Here is a 6,635-nt window from a genome sequence, read left to right on the forward strand (position 1 = left end):
TAGAAAAATTTTTAAAAAAGAAAGGGGGCGGTTTAATTTGTTTAATTTTGAACTTGACAGGAATGCTGAACAGAGCCTTTACAGACAGATTTATGAAAAAATAAAAGAGGAAATTCTTGAAAATAGGTTTACACCTGATACCAAAATGCCCTCCATAAGAAAACTTGCATCAGAACTTGAGGTGAATCCTGAAACTGTAGTAAAAGCTTATAATATACTGGAAGCAGAAAATTATATCTATAAAAAAGAAGGAAGCGGAAGCTTTATTTCTCCTGCCAGCTCTGAAATAAAAGAAAACAAAGATATAGACAGAAGATTAAGGGTTCTATCTTCTAAAGAAGATGGGGAAAAATCACTTATAAACTTCAGCGGAATCTTCTCAAATGAAGAAATAATTAAATCTTATGACATAAATACTATTTTTGAAGAAGTTTGGTTTTTAAAATCAGGTGGGATCTTTTCTGCATTAAATTCAGAAGAAAATGAATTGCAGAAGCTGATAGAACAGTTTCCAGTAAAAACAGGCTGTCAGAAAAATCAATATTCTGGGACAGATCAGTTAGATTTAATATTTTTTGATCTTTTTAGTGAAAGTGATTTTATTTTAGTTGAAGAACCAGGAGAAATAGATCTTATTAAAAGACTGTCGAAACAAAATAAATCGCCCAGTATTGAGGGGATTGAGGACATAAATTTTGATAAGTTGATGAGTTATCTGGAAAACAATAAGATTGATTATTTATTTTTAAACAGTGATCCTTCTTTTGAAAATGTGTGCAGCTGGAGTGCAGACAAAAAGAAGTCACTTTTAGACCTGGCCCACATGCTGAAATTTAAAATAATAGTTGTAGACAGTTATTATTTTTGGGATGAGGATAAGCCAAAAGATGAGAGCTTTTATAAAATAGACAAAAAAAATACTGTTATTCAGATTGTTAGAATGACAAGAACTTTATTTCCCGGGCTGGATATCGGACTGATTGTTTTTCCGGACGGACAGACACAGATAGAAAATAAAGAATTTAATTTAAATTCTGCTGGAGACCATTTAATAAGCCATCTGCTGTCATATTATATTAGTACTTCTTACCTTCAAAAAAGAATAAAAATATTAAAACATACATTAAAAAATAGATCTATCATAAGTAAAAATGAGCTGCTTGCACATATGCCTGAAGAAATAAAACTTGAGACATCTGATTCCGGGTTTTATATAAAGATAATTCTGCCGAAAAAAATTAATATTGAAAACTTTTTAAAAAGAGCCAAAAGGAATGATATTTTGCTTGCTGATCAAAATAACTTTTATTATAACAGGAAAGAAAATAATAATATAATCTTTTCTTATGCAGCTGTAGATGAATTTACAATTAGACAGGGGATTATCAGATTTGCAGAAATTTATAGAAAATTCATTAAGGAAAACAGTATTTAGACTTATCGGCATCTATTTGATGTTAATTTGCAGTTTTAAAAAGTCCTTTTATATACCTGTCTAGTTCTTTTAAAAAAGTTAATTTTTTGGTACAATGTGATTACAGTACTTATGTAAGGAACAGACTTCAATTAGGGGGTTGTATTAATGGATGAAATTAATCTTCAGATACTAAAAAAATTGATAAGTTGTGAGGATGAGCCTTGTATATCAATTTACATGTCAACACAGTCTGTTAAAAAAGGTGAATTTACAAAGCTGAAAATTGAATTTAAAAACTTAATTCAGGAAGTAACAGAAAAATTGAAAAAAAGATGGAGGTTTAACGAAAGAGAAATTAAAAAAATGCTGTCTCGGATAGAGACTTTGGTAGAAGAAGTAGATTTCTGGCAGAATCAGAAAAGTGGATTGGCAGTATTTTTAAATAAAGATATTTTTGAGTATTTTAAACTGCCGGTTGATTTTTCAGATAAAACACATGTAAGCAGATATTTTAATATAAAACAGCTGATTTCTGTTCTCTGGGATAATCCTAAATATTATCTTTTAGCTTTAAGTCCAAATTACAGCAAATTATATAAATGTGATAGAAGTGAAATAAATGAGCTGGAAATAAATGGCCTGCCCAAGAATATAAAAGAATTTCTCAATCTTGATGAAGAGGCTGCTGAATCACCCCTTTCCATGAGCAAAGCAGGAACTTCTTCAATCTATCACGGAGGTGGAGGAGGGGAAGAAGATAATGAAGACCTTCTTCATTATTTGCGTAAGATTAATGAAGTAGTTAATAACCGACTAAAAAATACGAAAGAAAAACTAATTATTGCGGCAGATGACAGTTTGTTTTCTCACTATCAGAATATAAATACTTACCCCCATATGTTAAATAAAAATGTTAATGGTAATCCAGAAAAAATCCCTTCTGATAAATTATACGAAAAAAGCTTACAGTTAATAGAACCACATCTTCATGATTATACAGATGAAGTTCTGGCAAAATACGGTGAACTTAAAAACACCGATAAAAGTTCAGAAGATCTGGAAGATATAATTGAGGCTGCTTATTTTAGTAAGGTAGATACGCTGCTGCTGGATAAAACAGCTAAAAAAGAAGGTTTTTTTGATAAGGATAATAATAAAGTCAAAAAAGACAATTCAATTAGAGACTATGATCTTTATAATTTTGCTGCTCTCAATGTTATTAAAAATGGAGGAAAGGTTTATTCTTTAAATTCAGAAGAAATGCCAGATGGAACATATATAGCGGCAATATACAGATATTAATATTTAGAGTATAAGTTTGAAGATGGAAATAGTCTGGTATTAATACCAGACTATTTCCTCCTGTGATTTTTCTAAAAATATTTAATCAGCTTGATACTACAGAATTTAAATTTTTTGCTTTTTTGAAGGGAGCTTTTCATGAATTTATTATCATATTTACCTTCTGGAATAATAATTTTAAATATAATATTTATAATACTACTTATATTTTTTGAAAGAAAAGACCCAACAGCCACCTGGGCCTGGCTTTTAATTTTAACTTTGATTCCAGTGCTGGGTTTTATACTTTATTTATTTATTGGATTAACGCCAAAAAAGAGAAATCATTTTTTGAGAAAACAGAGAGAAAACGATTTAAAAGAACTTAACTTTGGCGGCGAAACAGGAATTATGGATGTGGATAATTTAGATTTTGATGATCTCGAAAAAAGTGTTATTAGAATTGGTCTCAGATGTGAAAAGCCATCTGTAGTAGGATATAATAAACTTGATATTTATACAAATGGTAGAGATAAGTTTGCCGATTTATTTAAAGATATTGATAATGCAGAAAAATTTATACATGCCAGCTATTATATAATTCAAGATGATAACCTTGGAGACGAATTTATTCATCGTTTGGCACAAAAAGCAGCTGAAGGCGTAGAAGTAAGACTATTATATGATAAGATGGGGTGCAGAAATTTATCCAGATATTCTATTCACAAACTTGAAGATGCAGGTGGAGAAGCTGTTCCATTTGCACCTTTTGTTTTAGATATTAATTACCGCAACCACAGGAAAAACGTCGTTATAGATGGTCAGATAGGATATCTAGGGGGAATAAATGTGGGTAATGAATATTTAGGTCTTTCTAGTCGCTTCGGTCACTGGAGAGATACCCATTTGCGTATTAGGGGAGAAAGTGTTGACAGCATGCAGTACCGCTTTCTTTTAGACTGGAATTTTGCTTCTGGGAAAGATATAAAGAGGGGAGAATATTATTTTCCAAAAAAAGAATTTGAAGGTCATTCACCTGTTCAAATTGTCAGCAGTGGACCGGACTCTAAAGAAACCGAGATTAAATTCTTTTTTCTGAAGATGATTTATGAAGCTGAAAAAACTATTTTTATACAGACACCTTATTTTATACCTGACCAGTCTATACTGGAGGCACTTCAGCTTGCATCAAGATCCGGTGTTGATGTAAGAATTATGATACCAGGCCACTCTGATCATCCTTTTGTATATGGAGCCAATAATTCATTTGTAGGTCAGCTTTTGGAAGCAGGTGCCCGCTGTTATAGTTACAGCAGAGGTTTTCTTCACAGCAAGACTATAAGTGTAGACAGCAGAATTCTATCAGTTGGGACTACAAATATGGATGTGAGGAGTTTTAAACTTAACTTTGAGATAAATGCTTTTATCTATGACAGCGAAATTGCCAGGGGTTATGATGAGATATTTTTAAAAGATATAGAACATTCTAGAGAAATAACTACTGAAAAATACAAAAATAGAGGCTGGACAATGAAGGTTCGAGAATCTATATCCAGACTCTTATCTCCTATATTATAAAATGATGTATAAGAGAATAATTGGCAAAAGAAAGCCTATCTGCTGAACAGATAGGTTTTTTGTTTTAAAAATTAGAATAATTTTTCTGCAATCTGATATACATAAAAAGAATTTCTACTTACCTTAATTTGTAGGTTACTGAATTAAGATATATAATAATTATGTAGAAAAATTTAACTCAAAAATAAAATAATAGGATTTTATTAGCAAAAAATAAATCTTCAGAAAAGTTAAGCTGAATAAAAACGAATGCCCTGGTATTATATATTGTTGGTAGATAATGACATAACATATAAAAGAGAGACAAATAAAAATTGGATTTAATTCAATTATTGGAGTTGATTTTATGATTAATATAGAGCTACAAAATGATTTTAAAACTTTATTTTTCTTAATCCATGGTTATACAGGAAGTCCAACAGACTTTAATGGTTTACCAAAATATTTATGTAATACTCTTGCTGTAAATGTTAAAGTAATGCTTCTCAAGGGACATGGTAGAACAGTACAGGCCCTTGATAGTACAGGTTTAAAAGATTTTATTAATCAAATTGAAGCTGAACTAAAAAGCGATTTAAAAAAATATGATGAAATTATTCTCGGGGGGGTTTCTTTTGGAGCTCAAATGGCACTGCATTTTGCCAGTAAATTTCCTGTAGATGGAGTGTTTAATGTCTGCTTACCATATAAATTAAAATTTCCCTTTAATATTCCTGGCTTATCACTGCTTGGTTTTTTTAAGAAGTACTGGACAAAACCATTACCAGATGAAGAGGAGAAAATCCGCCAAAACACATTTTATTATAATCAAATGCATGCAAATGGATTAAAAATTATTAAAAAGGCAAATAATTTATTAGAAAAAGAACTCTCTAAAATAACATGTCCAGTTTTTACAATTTATTCAAAAAATGATCCAATAGGAAATTATAAAGCAATTGGGTATATCAGCCGTAAAATTGAAGCTCCTCATTATATAGAAATTATAGATAATAAAAATCATAATCTATTTTTTTCGAAAAAAAGTTCCGAAATTTACAAAAATATTGCAGATTTTTATCAAAATATTAATAAAGAAAAAAATAAGAATGAGGATACAACAGCTGCTATTATTCCAGCTTATAATGAAGCTCAGAATATAGATCGGGTTTTGGATGTCTTAACTCAGGCTGAGCTTTTAAACGAAATTATTGTTATTGATGACGGCTCAACAGATAATACTGCAGAAGTGGTGAGCAGATTTGAAAGAGTTAAATTGATAAAAAATGATACCAACAGGGGGAAGGCTCAGTCAATGCAGCAGGGAGTTGAGAATACTGAGGCAGATATATTATTCTTCTGTGATGCTGATCTAAAAGATTTAACAGTTGAAATTGTTGCTCAGATTATTCAACCTGTTGCTAAAAGAAAATATGATATGTATATTGGGGTAAGAAATAACTTTATGCAGAAAGCAGTAACTTTATTTGCCCTAAACTCTGGTGAGCGTGCGGTAAGGCGTGAACTCTGGAATAAACTACCGGAAAATTTTAAATATCGTTATCGAATAGAAGCAGGCCTTAATTTTATTGCGAAAAGACGAGGTAATGGCTATGGATGGGAGAAATTTGAATACTATCAAACTCTTAAAGAAAAAAAGTACGGATTTCTAAAAGGTACTCTACTGCGCTGGTGGATGAATCTTGATGTTGCTTATGCCTATCTGCTGACTATTTTACAAAGGTTAAAGAGGTAATATTTATGATAAAATCTCTTTTAACTCTAAAAATAATTTTGGGGAAACTCTATTTAATATTTATACTTGCTTTTTTAAAAGTATGGGGCAGGGGATGTTGTTTTGGGAAGACTTATTGGTTGAGTCGGGCTAATTATTCCCTAAAACTAAAAAAATCTCCCAAAAGGAGACTTTAAAAAGTGCTATGATCTCTATTATATAAAGATGGTGCCGAAGGTGGGACTCGAACCCACACGCCCGTGAAGGCAACGGATTTTGAATCCGTCGCGTCTGCCAATTCCACCACTTCGGCATTTATTAACATAAATCATATTATCATAAATTTATTTTAAAAGCAAGATTGATTTTTCAAGAAGTTTCCTGTTTTCATTAGAAATCTTGAAATAATTTGATATAAAACTAATATGTGGGTATTATGAGTAATATTTTTCCAGCCTCATTAACCATAATTATTTTTAGAAGCTTATTAAAAACAGCAAGTACAGAAAAAAGGAAGATAATTTGAACTTTTTATATTTTCATAATATAATGATTGTAACACAAAAAGCATATAATATTTTCCAATTTACATGTTTCAAATACTAAAATAAGTCTTCTAAACACAACAATAAAAGCATTTAAAAC

Annotated in this window: 4 protein-coding genes and 1 tRNA gene; 4 read left to right on the top strand and 1 reads right to left on the bottom strand. The window is 30.7% G+C overall.

Features of this window, described 5'->3' with window-relative positions:
• Positions 1-37: 37 nt before the first annotated feature.
• The 4 genes from DFR78_RS09720 to DFR78_RS09735 all read left to right on the top strand — a co-directional run bounded on the left by DFR78_RS09720 (position 38) and on the right by DFR78_RS09735 (position 6,011).
• Positions 38-1,435 (top strand): GntR family transcriptional regulator, encoded by a 1,398-nt coding sequence (locus tag DFR78_RS09720; protein ID WP_158531755.1) that lies wholly within the window; start codon positions 38-40, stop codon positions 1,433-1,435.
• A 147-nt stretch (positions 1,436-1,582) separates the two neighbouring features.
• On the top strand, positions 1,583-2,719 hold the full coding sequence (locus tag DFR78_RS09725) for a hypothetical protein (RefSeq protein ID WP_114458651.1): 1,137 nt from the start codon (positions 1,583-1,585) through the stop codon (positions 2,717-2,719).
• A 138-nt stretch (positions 2,720-2,857) separates the two neighbouring features.
• Positions 2,858-4,276 (top strand): cardiolipin synthase, encoded by a 1,419-nt coding sequence (gene cls / locus DFR78_RS09730; protein ID WP_114458652.1) that lies wholly within the window; start codon positions 2,858-2,860, stop codon positions 4,274-4,276.
• 346 nt (positions 4,277-4,622) lie between these two features.
• Entirely contained in the window at positions 4,623-6,011 is a 1,389-nt protein-coding gene (locus tag DFR78_RS09735) for a glycosyltransferase (protein WP_114458653.1), read from the top strand.
• 205 nt (positions 6,012-6,216) lie between these two features.
• On the opposite strand, the gene DFR78_RS09740 is transcribed toward DFR78_RS09735, so the two are convergent.
• Positions 6,217-6,303: transfer RNA gene (locus DFR78_RS09740), tRNA-Leu, on the bottom strand.
• Between the last annotated feature and the right edge of the window lie 332 nt (positions 6,304-6,635).

Origin of the sequence: Halanaerobium sp. MA284_MarDTE_T2, assembly GCF_003337245.1 — a bacterium.
Lineage (GTDB): Bacteria > Bacillota > Halanaerobiia > Halanaerobiales > Halanaerobiaceae > QPJE01.

Coding starts and splice junctions, on each gene's coding strand:
- DFR78_RS09725 (WP_114458651.1), top strand. CDS start 1,583: ATGGATGAAATTAATCTTCAGATACTAAAAAAATTGATAAGTTGTGAG.
- cls (WP_114458652.1), top strand. CDS start 2,858: ATGAATTTATTATCATATTTACCTTCTGGAATAATAATTTTAAATATA.
- DFR78_RS09735 (WP_114458653.1), top strand. CDS start 4,623: ATGATTAATATAGAGCTACAAAATGATTTTAAAACTTTATTTTTCTTA.